The sequence below is a fragment of the Emticicia sp. TH156 genome, assembly GCF_002855535.1.
Lineage (GTDB): Bacteria > Bacteroidota > Bacteroidia > Cytophagales > Spirosomataceae > Emticicia > Emticicia fluvialis.
Map to the genome: position 1 here is coordinate 19558 of NZ_PKRS01000016.1, position 15205 is coordinate 34762.

At 41.7% G+C, this 15205-nt stretch carries 14 protein-coding genes; 5 read left to right on the plus strand and 9 right to left on the minus strand.

Annotation, left to right across the window (positions count from 1 at the left end):
- Nucleotides 1-3: 3 nt before the first annotated feature.
- From C0V77_RS21795 to C0V77_RS21805, 3 genes are all read left to right on the plus strand, one after another.
- Nucleotides 4-1020 (plus strand): ATP-grasp domain-containing protein, encoded by a 1017-nt coding sequence (locus tag C0V77_RS21795; protein WP_101728514.1) that lies wholly within the window; start codon nucleotides 4-6, stop codon nucleotides 1018-1020.
- 165 nt (nucleotides 1021-1185) lie between these two features.
- Nucleotides 1186-2211 (plus strand): ATP-grasp domain-containing protein, encoded by a 1026-nt coding sequence (locus C0V77_RS21800; RefSeq protein ID WP_101728515.1) that lies wholly within the window; start codon nucleotides 1186-1188, stop codon nucleotides 2209-2211.
- Nucleotides 2212-2293: 82 nt separating this feature from the next.
- Nucleotides 2294-3811 carry an NAD(P)H-hydrate dehydratase gene (locus C0V77_RS21805; RefSeq protein WP_101728516.1) on the plus strand — a complete coding sequence of 506 codons (1518 nt, stop codon included), beginning with the start codon at nucleotides 2294-2296 and terminating at the stop codon, nucleotides 3809-3811.
- A gap of 35 nt (nucleotides 3812-3846) precedes the next feature.
- Here C0V77_RS21805 and C0V77_RS21810 read toward each other — a convergent pair whose 3' ends face one another.
- Nucleotides 3847-5097 (minus strand): OmpA family protein, encoded by a 1251-nt coding sequence (locus C0V77_RS21810; RefSeq protein ID WP_101728517.1) that lies wholly within the window; start codon nucleotides 5095-5097, stop codon nucleotides 3847-3849.
- Nucleotides 5098-5231: 134 nt separating this feature from the next.
- On the opposite strand from C0V77_RS21810, the gene C0V77_RS21815 reads away from it, so the two are divergent.
- Both C0V77_RS21815 and C0V77_RS23270 read left to right on the plus strand, forming a co-directional pair.
- On the plus strand, nucleotides 5232-5735 hold the full coding sequence (locus C0V77_RS21815) for a peptide deformylase (RefSeq protein ID WP_101728518.1): 504 nt from the start codon (nucleotides 5232-5234) through the stop codon (nucleotides 5733-5735).
- A gap of 55 nt (nucleotides 5736-5790) precedes the next feature.
- Nucleotides 5791-5967: a hypothetical protein gene (locus C0V77_RS23270; RefSeq protein WP_173830576.1), complete on the plus strand. Its 177-nt coding sequence runs from the start codon at nucleotides 5791-5793 to the stop codon at nucleotides 5965-5967.
- Nucleotides 5968-6010: 43 nt separating this feature from the next.
- Here C0V77_RS23270 and C0V77_RS21820 read toward each other — a convergent pair whose 3' ends face one another.
- From C0V77_RS21820 to acs, 8 genes are all read right to left on the minus strand, one after another.
- A complete protein-coding gene (locus C0V77_RS21820) occupies nucleotides 6011-6907 on the minus strand; it encodes a flavin reductase family protein (protein WP_101728519.1) in 897 nt (298 codons plus the stop codon).
- 13 nt (nucleotides 6908-6920) lie between these two features.
- Nucleotides 6921-8096, minus strand: a complete 1176-nt coding sequence (locus C0V77_RS21825; protein ID WP_101728520.1) for a cation:proton antiporter — start codon at nucleotides 8094-8096, stop codon at nucleotides 6921-6923.
- A gap of 50 nt (nucleotides 8097-8146) precedes the next feature.
- Nucleotides 8147-9373, minus strand: coding sequence for a fumarylacetoacetase (gene fahA / locus C0V77_RS21830; protein ID WP_101728521.1), 1227 nt, complete (start codon nucleotides 9371-9373; stop codon nucleotides 8147-8149).
- A gap of 27 nt (nucleotides 9374-9400) precedes the next feature.
- Complete coding sequence (locus tag C0V77_RS21835) at nucleotides 9401-9832, minus strand: MarR family winged helix-turn-helix transcriptional regulator (RefSeq protein ID WP_101728522.1); 432 nt, start codon at nucleotides 9830-9832, stop codon at nucleotides 9401-9403.
- 159 nt (nucleotides 9833-9991) lie between these two features.
- Nucleotides 9992-10723: a phenylalanine 4-monooxygenase gene (gene phhA, locus C0V77_RS21840; protein WP_101728523.1), complete on the minus strand. Its 732-nt coding sequence runs from the start codon at nucleotides 10721-10723 to the stop codon at nucleotides 9992-9994.
- Nucleotides 10724-10739: 16 nt separating this feature from the next.
- Complete coding sequence (hppD, locus tag C0V77_RS21845; RefSeq protein ID WP_101728524.1) at nucleotides 10740-11870, minus strand: 4-hydroxyphenylpyruvate dioxygenase; 1131 nt, start codon at nucleotides 11868-11870, stop codon at nucleotides 10740-10742.
- A gap of 14 nt (nucleotides 11871-11884) precedes the next feature.
- Nucleotides 11885-13045 carry a homogentisate 1,2-dioxygenase gene (locus C0V77_RS21850; RefSeq protein ID WP_101728525.1) on the minus strand — a complete coding sequence of 387 codons (1161 nt, stop codon included), beginning with the start codon at nucleotides 13043-13045 and terminating at the stop codon, nucleotides 11885-11887.
- 190 nt (nucleotides 13046-13235) lie between these two features.
- A complete protein-coding gene (acs, locus tag C0V77_RS21855; RefSeq protein ID WP_101728526.1) occupies nucleotides 13236-15137 on the minus strand; it encodes an acetate--CoA ligase in 1902 nt (633 codons plus the stop codon).
- Between the last annotated feature and the right edge of the window lie 68 nt (nucleotides 15138-15205).

Consider the following 15205-nt stretch of genomic DNA (forward strand, 5'->3'; position numbering starts at 1 on the left):
AAGATGAATATTTTATTCACTTGCGCAGGCAGAAGAAACTACCTGATTAATTATTTCAAGGAGGCCTTAAAAGGCAGAGGAAAGGTGTATGCTACCGATTCAAACCTGACAGCCGCGGCACTTGCAGAGGCCGATGTGGCTATTCATGTGCCGTCTATTTATGATGATACATACATTGATACCATTCTTGAAATTGTAAAAAAGAACAATATCAAGGCGGTTATCCCGCTCATTGACCTTGAATTGCCCATATTGGCGGCTTCAAAGGAGCTTTTCAGTAAAATAAATGTTCAGGTAATTGTTTCCTCTTCCTCAGTAATTGATATTACCTTTGATAAGTTGCAGACTATCCGATTTCTTGAGACAGTGGGGTTGGGGTCTCCCAAAAGTTTTGTAAGCCTGAATGAAGCAAAAGATGCCTTAGAAAATGGAAGCCTGCGTTTTCCGGTAATTCTGAAACCAAGATGGGGAAGTGGTTCTATTGGAATAGACATTGCCGACGATACCACAGAACTTGAGCTAGTTTATCAACTACTCGCTAAGCGGTTATCAAGAACAATACTGGCCAAAGCAAATAGTGGAAAAGCCGATGCTGCTATTTTGATTCAGGAGAAAATTACCGGAGTAGAGTATGGAATTGATGTGCTTAACAACCTCAACGGAGAATATGTTGGAACCTTCGCCAGAAAAAAAATTGGAATGCGCGCTGGTTCAACCGACAAAGCCATATCGGTTCTGAACAGCGATCTCGAATCTATAGGCCAACGCATAGGAAGCCATTTGAAGCATATCGGTAATTTAGACTGCGATGTGCTCAAATCCGGAGATAACTATTACGTTATTGATTTAAATCCCAGATTCGGCGGTGGATACCCTTTCTCACATCTGGCAGGTATTAATACTCCGGCAATTTACCTTGAATGGCTCAGCAATGGTAATAACATTGATCAATATATTAATTATAAACCCGGTGTATTGCATGCCAAATATGATAAACTTATAAGAGTTAACACTCCTTAACTTATTTTTTGAGCCTCTACGGTTAGAACCACCAATCATTCTTGCTTTTAAGGAACAGTTGATTTGAATTATCAGATTCGGCGAGTATCTTTAAACCAATATGTAGATTATTCAATCGCTTTCTTTATTTAAGATGGGCTTGAGTATAAAAATCACCAACCTAAAATGAATGCAATATTATTCTGCTCGGTGGGCAGGAGAGTCAGACTGCTGAAAGATTTAAGAAAATCTCAAAAAGACCTAAGTATCGTTGCAATTGATAAAAACCCTTTCGCTCCGGCTTTATTTGCGGCAGACCGCCATTTTATTCCACCGGCCATAACTGACGGCCAGTACATTGAGTACCTGCTAGATTTGTGCCAATCTGAAGGTATTTCGGCAATTACTACGCTTATTGACCCCGAAATTGAGATACTAGGGAAAAACAGACATAAATTTATCGAAAACGGTATTTTGCCCTTGGTGCCTACTGAAGAAACCGCAAGTATATGCTATGATAAGTATCGAATGTTTGAGTATTTACAAACACATCAGATACCAACCATTCTGACTTACCATACGTTTGAAAATTTTGTGGAGGGTCTTAATAAAGGAGAGATTTCTTTTCCTGTTTTTATAAAACCCCGAAAAGGAAGCGGAAGCATAGGAGCTGCAAAAATTAATGGCCTTAACGAACTGAAACAAAGGCTTGAAAATGCACAAACCGACTACATTATACAGCCATTGATGACAGGCCTTGACCTGGATGTAGATGTATATGTTGATTGTTTAAGCGGAAAACCTGTCTCTGTATTTTCCAAGCAGAAGATAGAATCGCGCGCCGGAGGGGCCATCAAAACAGTTTCTTTTAATGACATCAATCTTGTTAATTTTGTAAAGAAAGTAATAAGTAAGTTTGAGTTTTACGGACCCATAGACCTGGACTTATTTTATGTAAATGGGCAATATTATTTGTCTGAAATTAATCCCAGATTCGGCGGAGGGTATCCTCATGCCTTTGGTGCCGGTGTGGACTTCTTCCGGCTTATTGTTAATAATTTGAACGGCATAGAAAACATTGAACAGATTGGAAATTATGAAGAGGATGTTATGATGTTGATGTATGAAGATTTCATAATAGAAAAGAAATCAGAATTAACTCAATCGGCCTCTAAATTACAGCCACTTACTATTGAAATGAATCTGGTTTAAAATAGTATGTTGCTTGTTGGCAGCCACCATAACAGTCTATAATTTGAAAAAGGGTTAGGTATTCATTAGAAGCACAAAAGCTATGAAGATTCTATTGACAAGGAGACGTACTAATGCTGGTAATTATGTGTCTGATGTGAAAGAGGCAGATGAGTACACCATTGCAAACGAGCATATTGCCTCAATAGACCTCATGGAACGCGCTGCACGGGCATTTGTAAATTTCTTTGAAAGCAAATATAGTGTTTCTTATAAGAAAATTGTGGTTTTATGTGGGCTGGGTGATAATGGCGGTGATGGTCTGGCAATTGCTAGAATGCTCTATCATTCAGGTTTTGAGGTAGAAGTTATTGTGCTGGATTATTCTGAACGAAAGTCTGATAACTTTAAAACAAATCTTGGCCGGCTTGTTAATAAAATTGATGTCCGCCTATGCAAGGCAGATGTCGACTTGCCGCTCATTAATCCAGATTATTTATACATTGATGCATTACTGGGAGCCGGGCTTTCTAGGCCTCTTGAAGGGATACTTAAAACACTGGTTATCAATCTTAATGCAAGTGCCGCAGAGCTGGTTTCAGTTGATATTCCGTCAGGTTTATTTGCTGATTCACCAAACGGGTCTGATGATGTAATTGTAAAGGCAAACCAAACTATTACTTTTCAGACGCCCAAACTTGCTTTTTTTCTTCCTCAAAATGCTGCTTACGTGGGCGATTGGTGGGTGGTTAATATAGGCTTGCATGACGGATTTATCAGTCAGCTTAATTCAGGATATGAATACACTGATGCCCCAATGGCCAGGCAATTAATAAAACCAAGAAATAAATTCTCTAATAAAGGTAATTTTGGCCATGCTTTAATGATTGCCGGCAGTTTTGGTATGATCGGCGCTGCCGTTCTATCTTCACGGGCCTGTCTTCGTTCGGGCGTTGGTAAGGTAACTGTTTATACTCCGGCTTGCGGATATACAATTCTTCAGTCCTCAGTACCGGAAGCCATGTGCCTGCCTACCGACAATCAGAAAGAACTGGAAGATATGCCACCCCTAAACAATTATCAGGCTATTGGTATCGGTTGTGGTATTGGTACAAATCCTGGTACTGCCAGCATGATTGAGGCTATCCTGAAAAATGTTAAAGTACCAGTAGTTATTGATGCCGATGCATTGAATATCATTGCTGCCGATAACCATCAATTAAGCCTGATACCGGCAGGTGCTGTGTTGACACCCCATCCGAAAGAATTTCAGAGATTAATTGGTAAAACTTGGGCAAATGACTACGAAAAACTTGACCTTCTGGCAGCCTTTGCGGTAAGGCATCAGTGTATTGTTTGTCTAAAAGGCGCCTTTACCGCAATTGCCTCGCCAGATGGTAAAATTTATTTTAACTCAACAGGTAATGCCGGAATGGCAAAAGGAGGCAGCGGCGATGTACTGACAGGTATGATTCTGGCACTGCTGGCGCAGGGCTATACTCCAATAAATGCCTCTTTGCTGGGCGTTTATGAACACGGTTTAGCCGGCGACAGAGCCGCTCAGCTTAAAGGCACTACTGCCATGATAGCCTCAGATATCATTGAAAATATCAGGTTCTGATTATTTCCGGATTTTCTTTAATAACCCAGAACCTTCTAAGGCGTTACAATTACAAATTCTACCCGTCGGTTTTGCTTTCTTGCCTCCTCAGTGCTGTTGTCTGTAATGGGTTTTGTATCGCCGTATCCTTTAAACTGAATGCGTTTACCTGTAATTCCTTTCTGAACCAGATACTCCCGTACATTAAATGCCCTCTGTAAAGATAAGCGTTTGTTCTGCGAAGGGTCTCCTACATTATCGGTATGGCCTTCAATCACGATGGTCATGGTTGGGCTATTCTTCATCATTTTTAGTAAGCCATCCAGCTGCTCATACGATTGGTCTAACAAGCCAGACTCACCGGTATTAAAATATACTTTATCAAGCCTGAATTTGTTTTCTTCCACCTTTACCGGAGCAGCCTCTTCTTTTGTCGGTTCATTTTTGGGGGCAGCAATTGCCGGAGCCTCAGCGGGTTTGGTTTCAGCTTGTGGCGGTATTGTTTTTGATGCAACCTTTTCAGGCGTTTTTGAGGGAACAGGATTCAGATAAATATCCTGTGTAAACTGCTGGCCTTTCCTGAGTTTAGATAAATCAATACTGGTTTCTGTTGTTTCATATCCGGCAGCTGTTGCCGTAAAAGTGTATGCATCAGGCTTTAACGAGAAAGAGAAACCTTCATTCAATTGTACTATCCTGAAGCCAGTTTTTTTCGTATCCTTGTCTACTTTATAGGTTACTTTACCACTAATTGTTTTTTGTGTTCTTGCATCAATTAATTTGCCTCTGATGGTAAGTATTACGTCAGGGTTTGTATTTTTTGGAGGATTTTTAATGTGTACACCATTAAAATTCCAGAAAAGCAATTTTTGTCCGGGCAGGTTTTTACCCTCAACAAGATTAAACACTTCTAAACCAGGGTCAAGCCTTTCAAAATATACACTGAATTTATATACTTCGCCCGGATAAACCCGCTGCTCACTTTGTTCATCAGACAATTCTACTATTCCCACCGATTTTATGTATCTGAAATACTTTCCGTTTGCGCTCAGATAACTATCAGGATTAAAAGAAATTGTGGTGTAGGTCTTTTGTTCCTGATTAGGTAGCGGAAAACTGTAAAGGCGGTTTTTGCGCTTGCTTAATTGGTATCTGAAATGAATAATAGTATATTCACCACGTAATTCAACTTTAGTGATATCCGTTTCGTCACTGCTTTGGTCATCAATTCTTGGAAATTCAGTAACAACCTGACCATAGCTTTCTACAGCCAGGAGTAGGAGGAGTAGCAGATAAATTTTTTTCATAGCAAAAATGTTTGTTGCACCGATAGTAACGTCAAGGTTGTGTTTTTCATTTTTATCACAACGTTAATATTTGTTAAAATAGTAAAATACCGGCTATGAAACAAGGTTGAAGCACAGAATAATTAATTTGTAAAATGAAACATCTGAAAGACCTGCTTTTATTGGGGGACTCCCGTTTATATGAAGTTTGCGAACCCGTTAAACAGGAAGAATTGCCTTTTGTGCATGAATGGGTGAAAGATTTGCACCAGGTAATGGAAGAAATACGGGCAAAGTATCAGTTTGGCAGGGGCATTGCTGCCCCGCAATTGGGTATAATGAAACGTCTGATTTACATTAACATAGACCGCCCCATTGTAATCATTAATCCCGAATTTGAAAATCTTAGTCTGGATATGTTTGAACTATGGGACGATTGCATGAGTTTCCCGAATCTGCTCGTTAAAGTAAAACGTCATCAGTCGCTTGTGGTAAAATACAGAGATGAAAACTGGCAGGAGCAACGTTGGCAGGTAGAAGGGGCAATCTCTGAATTGCTGCAGCACGAATATGACCACCTCAATGGCATATTGTGTACCATGCGTGCCATTGACACCCAGTCATTCAGATGGCGACCGACACCTCCAACCGCCAATTAACAGGCTGGCACGCTTTTTTAATTAGTTTCAATAAATTCACTAAACTTTAAATATCATGAAACTGATTAATTATCTATTGGCCATTTGTATTGTTTTGGGAATATCTTCTTGTGATGCTATTGTTGGTATTTTTGAAGCGGGCTTCAATACTGGCGTTATCATTGTACTGGTTGTAATTGTGCTGATAATAGCCGGTTTGTTTAAAATGTTTGGTGGAAGCAAAAAACAATAATTTGGTTTGAACTTACTTTTGCTGATAAACTGCTGCAAACTGACTATTGCTCAAAAGAATTCAGATTTTGCAATAACACCAGCCAGGCTTCCTTTACTTTGTTTAGGCTTAATAGTCTTTGGGCTTCCTGGTGAAGAAAATCAGTAAGAACAGCGTTGTCTCCGGCGGCCAATTCAAAAAACGTTTGGATAGCCGGTGTCTGGCGGTAGGCCTCTATTTCTTCCGGTAATGGTAAAACTTCTGTATTACCAAGCTGCCCCAGATGGTTACCGGTGAGTATTTTTGAAAGTCTGATTTGCACAGGTATGGCGTCATAACCGATTCCGATTTTGGTATTGGGCTTTTCAACCTCAAACAGGGCGGGTTCATTCACACGTGCATACCAATCAGCACCCAGGCGCGCAACCCAATCGGTTTTGCGTTGATCAATTCGTCCGTTTTCGCCGATAATGGTATCAGCAAAGTGAGCCATGATAATCTGGCAGATAAACAGGTTCATGGTGCCAATTTCACGCACTTCAAGCACCTTGCACTCAAACTGAGCCGGCGACTCCTTCACTCTTGGTGGCCTGACGAGTAAGGAAGATTCTGGCGTAAAACCTGATTTAATAAACTCGTTTATACCTTTTGGATACTCAACACTGGCCAGCGACATCTGTTGCACCATGTTGTAATCTACCATATTTATTACCACCTCGTGCACTTCGCTGATATTGAGCGTGGTATCTTTTTTAGAATTGTCTCTGCTTCGGTTATTGGGAGCAAATACAAGTAAAGGCGGATTAATGCCCATGATATTGAAGAAACTGAACGGGCTAAGGTTTACATTGCCGGCATTATCTATACTGCTTACCAATGCAATTGGGCGCGGCGCAACAGTGCCTGTCAGATAACTGTAAAATATTCTGGGTTCTAAATCCAGTGGGTTAATTGTAAGCATTAATCAGTAATAATTATTGGTTTGTTGAAAGGTTTCTGGTTTTTATCATCCCAAACATCATGGCAAGGGCTGTAAGAAAAATTACCTGGGTTAATAATCCTTTATTTACCTCAAGTATCTGGTGTGAATCAGGTATGGCCAGGAAAAGTAAAATAGTAATAAGTCCTCTGGGGGCAATGTATAAAAGCGGGTCAGATTTAACCTTAAGTATTCTGAAAACCAGATAGCGACCCCCAAATATAAAAGCAAGAATAACCACCGCATTTACAAAATCTCTTGCACTGAGCACAGCTTTCAGATTGGTGTAATAGCCGAACAGAATAAAAAAGAAAGACCTGATTACAAACGTAACTTCGGCTATCAGGTGTTCAAAAGAATGCACCTCTTTCTTAATGGTATCGTTGTTTATCCATTTCTTCATAAAGTCAAACTTAATCAGGTTTACGTTATTCAGAAACAAACCAAACATAAGAACCAACACCAGAGAGGGCAGGTGATAAATTTTGGCAATTACGTAAAACAGAATCAGGATGGTGATAATGGGTATATATTTGATGTGATGATTCAGCTTGCTTATCATGCTTCCGAGTGCCAGACTGGCTACAATTGAAAGCGCTACAATAATGACGATGTCAAAGAAAAAAGAGGTAAAGGTTGCCACCCCGAAAGTATTGTGCAGAACCAGAAAGTTAAAAAAAATGATGCCAAGAATATCAGAAATAGAACTTTCATAGATGACAAATTCTCGGCTTTCGGCATCAAGATTTTTTACACTGGGTATGGCAATGGCACTGCTGATGATTCCCAGTGGAATTGCGTTAATCAGGCAGGTAAGAAAAGGCTTATGAATAAGAAAATACAGGCCTGTGGCCAGCATCAGGCTAAAAAGCGCCAGGCCAATAAAAGCGCTCTTCACTGTCGATACAAAAAGGGTTCTTTTCTGAGCTGTGATTTCAAGCTCCAACGAGCCCTCCAGTACAATAAGAATCAGGCCTATTGTACCTACCACGGGCAGATATGGCTCTAAATTAGGTATTTTAAGACCCAGATAAGTGGTTATTATCTGCGATATGATTCCTACCGAGAGTAAAAGAATAACGCCCGGAATTTTTGTGTTTTTTGCCGATATATCAAAGATATACGCAATGAGAATCAGCGCACAAATGATAAGAATTATTGTATTTGTCATGAAGTTGCGGTACCTGGTGTTTAGATTCAGGGCAGTAAATTACAAAAAAATCAATTGGCTGCAAGTATTTTACCGCTCACTTCACCAAATCCCACCCGCAGCCCATTTTTTTGGCTGAACCCTTTTATGGTCAACAAATCGCCGTCTTCAAGAAAGGTTCTATTTTGGTTAAAGTCTAATTTAATGGGTTGCGTGCCTCCGAAGGTTAGTTCCAGCATAGAGCCGCAACTATTGTGTGTCGGCCCGCTGATAGTGCCTGATGCCAGCAGGTCACCAACTTTTAAATTACAGCCATTTATAGTATGATGTGCTATTTGTTGTGCCAGATTCCAGTACATATACCTGTAATTAGTACTTGAGATCGGATATGTGTTCTGGTTGGGGGTTTGTAAAGCTACCTCCAGCTCTATGTCAAAATTACGTTTACCATCAAATTGCAGGTATTCTAAGGGTTGAGGGTCTTGCAGTGGGGTGCTTACCCTGAAAGCCTCAAGCGCTTCAAGTGTTACAACCCATGGCGACATAGATGAAGCAAAGTTTTTACCAAGAAATGGCCCCAACGGCTGGTATTCCCATCGCTGGATATCACGTGCTGACCAGTCATTAAAAAGTACCAGACCAAAAACATAGTTTTCAGCCTTCGCGGTGCTAATGCTTTCTCCTATGTCTGAATTTCTACCAACAATTGCTCCAATTTCCACTTCAAAATCCAATTCTTGGGTAGGTGAAAAAATAGGTAAACGGCTATTGGCCGGAATTATTTGCCCTTTGGGCCTGACTATAGGTGTACCTGATACCACAATTGAGCTGGCGCGGCCATGGTAGGCGATGGGCAGGTGCTTCCAGTTGGCAACCAGTGGGTCAGCAGGCCTGAACAGTTTGCCTACATTTGTAGCGTGTTCAAGACTTGAATAGAAGTCGGTATAATCGCCCACCCGCACAGGTAGGTGCATTTTTATGGACGCAACCGGATGAAAAATCTGATTAAAGTGCTTTTGGAGTGGCGATTCCGGTTTTATGAGCCATTCTTGCAGTAGTAGCCTTATTGCACCAGTTTTCTTTTTGCCTAAACCAATAAAAGTATTGAGGTACGGCTGATTAAAAACATGACGTGGGATTTCGAGCAAACCAAGCCGGCGCATTTGCTCCAGGTCTATTACATAATCTCCTATGCGCACACCTACGCGCGGTGCATCTTTGCCTGTACTAAATATACCAAAAGGAAGATTATGAATAGAGAAGTCTGTGTCTGTTGCTATATCTAACCATGGATTCATGTTGATTTTTTTTAGGCCTGTGCCTGCCTAACTGACATTTTTATGAATGGTGTTCATGATTCTTACCAGTTCATCATAATCTGCATCAGTCAGCCCATCCCAGGATTTCCGTCTGATTTCTCCTATCACCTCCAAAGCAAGTGCGTGCAGTTTTTCACCTTCTTCGGTCAGGTATATATTAAATTTTCTTCTGTCTTCGTCTGCCATCTGGCGTCTCACAAGCTTTTTCTCTACCAGTAAATCCAGAATCCTGGTTACCGTAGGGGCATCTTTGGCGGTATCTACAGCCAGGTCGTTCTGGCTGATGCCCGGCTTAGGCATTATGTGGTCAAGCACTACCCATTGGTCAACTGTTAGGTCTATGCCGTTATCGGTAAGACCTTTTTGCATAAAGCTGCGGATGCGCTTAATGGTGGTGTCAATTTTAAAAAAGTATGAGCGTTGGTCAGAGTGTGTCATTTTTTATAAAGTTCTTCCTTTTGTGTATTGAGCAGCTAAATATGCTGTTCTTTTGATTACCTCCGGTTTGGGCAAAATTCAACCAAACTATAAAAAGAAAATTCTGCAATAATCTTTTTTGGCTATAATATGTTTTACAAAAGTAGGAAAAAACGTCAATTATTGACACACTAATAATTGTTGCTCCAGAATTTTTTCAAATTGAGGCAGTGAACCATACAGTTGCTCGTAAGAATCAACAATGAAGTACTTCTTCTGGTACTCATCAATTTTTACATCAGTTGTCAGTATTTCTCTGATATTATATGGTACCCTTTCAGGCAGGTGGCTATACAGGCTGTAATCACTTTCACCACTTGACGACAAAATACCGCCTCCATAAATTTTCAACTCATTGTCTTCTTTTATCAAACCAAACTCAACCGTGTACCAGTACAGCCGTTGCATAAGTTTAACAGCTGTTTCGTCTTCAATATATTTTAATGCAATTTTACTGAATTCAGCCAGAAAATCGCAAAATGCCTGATTAGTAAGCAAGGGTACATGCCCGAATGTATCATGAAACATATCCGGCTCTTCAAGATATTCCAGTTGGTCCGGGCTTCTTAACCATGTAGAAGCCGGAAACTTTCTGGCGGCCAGCAGTTCAAAAAACTCTTTTATTGGCACAAGCCCAGGCACACCAATTACCGACCAGCCTGTTAGCGCCTGCAAACGGGGAGTCAGTTCCTTTTCAAAATCCGGTATTTGCTCGGCAACAAAGCCGGCTTTTTCAATACCTGCTAAGTAATCTTTGCTAGCCAGTTGGGGTAATTTGATGGTTTGTCTTATAAACAGCATACGCCAAAGCTGGTGGTCTTCTGCCGTGTAAGACGAATATGACTGATTCATGATTTTCCAGGTTTTGTTACAAAGTGCCTCTCAATACTTGTTCGCGTTCAATGGCTTCAAAAAGAGCCTTAAAGTTTCCTTTTCCGAAAGACCTGGCACCTTTTCTTTGAATAATCTCAAAAAACATGGTCGGGCGGGGTTCTATGGGTTTGGTGAAAATCTGTAACAAATAGCCCTCTTCATCCCGGTCAACCAATATGCCCAGGGCTTTCAGTTGTTGTATCTCTTCATCGATAACGCCAATTCTTCCTTTTAACTCCTCGTAGTAGCTTTCCGGGACACGCAAAAACTCAACACCGCGCTCTTGCAGGTGGGTTACTGTTGTAATAATATCATCGGTGGCTACTGCAAGGTGCTGCACACCGGCACCGCCGTAAAAATCAAGATACTCTTCTACCTGAGATTTTTTTTTGCCCTCGGCAGGCTCATTGATTGGAAACTTAATGCGACCGTTACCGTTAGCCATTACCTTGCTCATCAATGCGGTATATTCAGTAGAGATATCTTTGTCGTCAAAGCTCACCAGTTGAGAAAAACCCATTACCCGACCATAAAAATCAACCCATTCGTTCATTTCATTCCAGCCTACATTGCCCACCATGTGGTCAACGTATTTTAAACCAACCGGGCTTGGGTGGTAATCTGGTTTCCATGCCCTGAAATTGGGAAGAAATACACCTTTGTATTGGCTTCTTTCTACAAAAATATGAACGGTATCGCCATAGGTATGAATACCCGAACGCACAACCGTGCCGTTTTCATCTGTTTCCACGATGGGTTCCATATAGGGCCTGGCACCGCGAGAAATCGTTTCATAATAGGCATCTCGGGCATCGTCAACCCATAACGCAACTACTTTTACACCGTCACCATGCTTGTCAATATGTAGGCCAACTTCCGTCCCTCCGCGAAGTGGCGAAGTAAGCACCAGCCGGATTTTACCCTGTTGCAATACGTAACTTTCGTGGTCTTTCAAACCTGTTTCCAGACCTGCATAGGCTAGTGGCTGAAACCCAAAAGCCGATTGATAATAATGCGCTGCCTGCTTGCAGTTGCCCACGTACAGTTCCAGGTAATCGGTACCGTTAATTGGCAGGAAATTGGTACTTTCTGATGGTTCCAGCGTATTTATTTGTTGATGAAGCATAATTGTCAGTTTTTTTATTCTATCCAGCTATTAAAATATTTTCCGTCGTCCAGCTTTAAGGCTTCTTCTGTCAGCATTAATGGCCTGAAAGTATCAACCATTACTGCCAGCTCATGCGTTTCTTTCTTGCCGATACTTCGTTCCATTGCTCCCGGATGTGGCCCATGCGGAATACCACCCGGGTGAAGCGTAATATGCCCTTGCGCTATGTCGTTTCGGCTCATGAAATCGCCGTCTACGTAGTAAATCACTTCATCAGAGTCTATATTGGAGTGATTATAAGGTGCTGGAATTGCCTTGGGGTGATAATCATATAACCTTGGACAAAACGAGCAAACCACAAAGGCATCTGTCTGAAAGGTTTGATGTACCGGAGGTGGCTGATGCACACGTCCGGTTATCGGCTCAAAGTTGTGTATGGAAAAACCCCAGGGGTAATTGTAGCCATCAAAACCTACCACATCAAATGGGTGATATTGGTACATCAGGCTATGTAATTGGTTCTGTTTTTTGATTTTGATGATGAATTCACCTTTTTCATCATGGGTTTCCAGGTGTTCCGGCAATTTATAATCACGCTCACAAAAAGGTGCCTGTTCAAGCATCTGACCGAAATAATTGCGGTAGCGTTTGGGTGTGTAGATAGGAGAGTAAGACTCTACGTATAAAATGCGGTTGTCGGTGGTATCAAAATCAATCTGATAAATTACTCCCCGCGGGATAACCAGGTAATCGCCATATTCAAAAGAAATATTGCCTAGTTGGGTGCGCAATGTACCGGTACCTTTATGAATAAAAAGTAGTTCGTCGGCATCGGCATTTTTATAAAAATAATCTCTTAATGGTAGCATGGGTGCTGCAAGGCCAATAACGCAATCTTTATTAACCAAAAGAGGTGTACGGCTGTTGAGATAATCGTCCTTCAGTTCTACATTAAACCCTATCAGCTTGCGCATCATTAACTGATGTGTTGCTGCCAGCCGAGGGGCAATATCCTTGCTTTCCTGTATTTGCATTACCTGCGTAGGCCTATTAATATGGTACATCAGAGAAGACATACCATCGAAACCGATGGTACCGAATAACTGCTCATAATACAAACCGCCACCATCCGGCTTTTCGAATTGTGTATGGCGTTTAGCAGGTATTTTCCCGAGTTTGTGATAAACAGGCATATTTGCTATAACAATTATTGTTATGCAAATAAAATAAAATTAATTGTTATGACAAATAAATTAGTAATATTTTTTTATTGAATAGGATAAAAGTGTGTTTTTGGTGGGTGGAGAGTTCAAAAAAAAGGTCTTACCTTACAGTAAAACCTTTTTTATAAAATGGTTGCGATAAGACGCTAAAGGATTGCGCTTACTTTAAAGCCTGCGCGCCTTCCTTAATTTCCTGCACCACGCTTGGGTCAAGCAGAGTAGAGATGTCGCCCAGATTTGAGGTTTCTCCTTCTGCTATTTTGCGTAGAATACGGCGCATAATTTTACCCGAACGCGTTTTAGGTAAACCGCTTACAAACTGTATTTTATCTGGCTTGGCAATGGGGCCAATAACGCGCGATACCGTTGCCAATATATCTCTTCTTGTAAGGTCAAGGTCATTCAGATGGCTCTCACAAATTACGTATGCGTAGATGCCTTGTCCTTTAATATCGTGCGGATAACCTACCACGGCCGATTCAACCACGCCAGTGTGCATATTAATGGCGTTTTCAACTTCTGCGGTGCCTATTCTGTGGCCAGATACATTCAAGACATCATCAACCCGGCCTGTAATCCGGTAAAACCCGTTTTCATCACGCATGGCTCCATCACCGGTAAAATACAACTCAGGATAGGCCGAGAAATAATTGGTTCGGCAACGTTCATGGTCGCCCCAGGTAGTGCGTATAGTTGACGGCCAGGGGAATTTGATACAGAGGTTTCCGCTTACATTGCCACCGAGTATCTCGTTGCCGTTTTCATCAACCAGCATCATTTGTATACCAGGCAGTGGAAGAGAAGCCCAGGCGGGTTTCAGCGGAGTAATGCCTGCCAGTGCCGATATCATAATGCCACCGGTTTCGGTTTGCCACCAGGTGTCAACCACCGGGCATTTATCTTTACCTATGTTTTTTGAGTACCAATGCCAGGCTTCCTCATTAATGGGTTCACCTACCGAACCAAGCACCTTTAGTGAGCTTAGGTCTTTACTGTCTACGTATTCGGGGCCAAAGCCCATTAACGAACGAATGGCCGTAGGCGCTGTATAAAGTATATTTACACGGTGTTTGTCCACAATGTCCCACATACGGCCGGCATCGGGGTAGGTAGGCACGCCTTCAAACATTAAAGAAATAGCACCACAGGCCAAAGGGCCATAGAGTATGTAAGAGTGTCCGGTAATCCAGCCAATATCTGCAGTACAAAAATGTACCATACCTGCCTTATACTGAAACACATTCATAAACGTGTAGGCAGAATAAACCATATATCCACCGCAGGTATGCACCACACCTTTAGGTTTACCGGTTGAGCCAGATGTATATAAAATAAACAGCGGGTCTTCGGCATCCATTTCCTCGGCAGGGCATTCATTGCTTACATATTTTACTTCTTCTTCCCACCATACATCACGGCCTTTAATCATACTTACAGGTGTGCGGGTGCGGGTAGCCACAATTACTTTTTTAACCGAAGGGCAACCAATCAGGGCATCATCTACGGTGTCTTTCATGGGTATGGCTTTGTTGCCACGCACGGCGCCGTCTGTGGTAATAACTGCCACACATTGCGAGTCATTTATGCGGTCGGCAATAGATGAGGCAGAAAAACCACCAAAAACAACCGAGTGTATGGCACCTATACGGGCACAAGCCAGCACGGCAATGGCCAGCTCAGGTATCATAGGCATATAAATACAAACCCTGTCGCCTTTATGAACCCCGTTTCTTTTTAAAACGTTGGCAAAGGCGCATACGCGGTCAAACAACTGGCGGTAGGTAAGTGTAATGCTATCTTCGTTGGGGTCGTTGGGTTCCCAGATAATGGCAGGATGCTGGGGTTTTTCTCTTACGTGGCGGTCAAGGCAGTTTTCTGTAATATTTAGCTTGCCACCCACAAACCATTGTATTTTTGGTTCTTTAAAATTCCAGTCTAAAACTTTTTTCCAGGGCTTTTTCCATTCAAAATTATTAGCCGCAATTTCCGCCCAGAATCCTTCCGGGTCTTGCACACTGGCCTCATAGGCGGACTGGTACTCTTCAAAGGTTTGAATAAGCATAATTTAATAAGGGGTATTATAAAACAATAATAATAATGGGTTGAACGCAATGCCAGAAACAAACGTAC